Below are 301 nucleotides of genomic sequence, written 5' to 3'. Positions count from 1 at the left end.
TCTAATCAAAAGACTAGAAATCAACATTCACCATCACCTTGATGGAATGCTCATTTCTAAGCTTTCAGAAGCAGTTTATGGTGGAGCCAAGCGGGATCGAACCGCTGACCTCCTGCGTGCAAGGCAGGCGCTCTCCCAGCTGAGCTATGGCCCCATAACAAAATTGGTGGGTCTGGGCAGATTCGAACTGCCGACCTCACCCTTATCAGGGGTGCGCTCTAACCAACTGAGCTACAGACCCAATTTCGAGCTTGTAACTGTTAGCTGTGAGCTATCAGCTTGGAGCTTAAAGCTGCTTCTA

Annotated in this window: 2 tRNA genes; both read right to left on the bottom strand. The window is 49.5% G+C overall.

Annotated features, from left to right (window positions below):
• Positions 1-78 precede the first annotated feature (78 nt).
• Positions 79-154, bottom strand: a tRNA-Ala gene (locus HU715_RS27195).
• Between the two features lie 10 nt (positions 155-164).
• A tRNA-Ile gene (locus HU715_RS27190) sits at positions 165-241 on the bottom strand.
• Positions 242-301: the final 60 nt, after the last annotated feature.

It is taken from the genome of Pseudomonas zanjanensis (genome assembly GCF_014268745.2).
GTDB lineage: Bacteria > Pseudomonadota > Gammaproteobacteria > Pseudomonadales > Pseudomonadaceae > Aquipseudomonas > Aquipseudomonas zanjanensis.
Note: the sequence above shows the minus strand (reverse complement) of the source record. Positions and strands in the feature narration are given on the sequence as shown.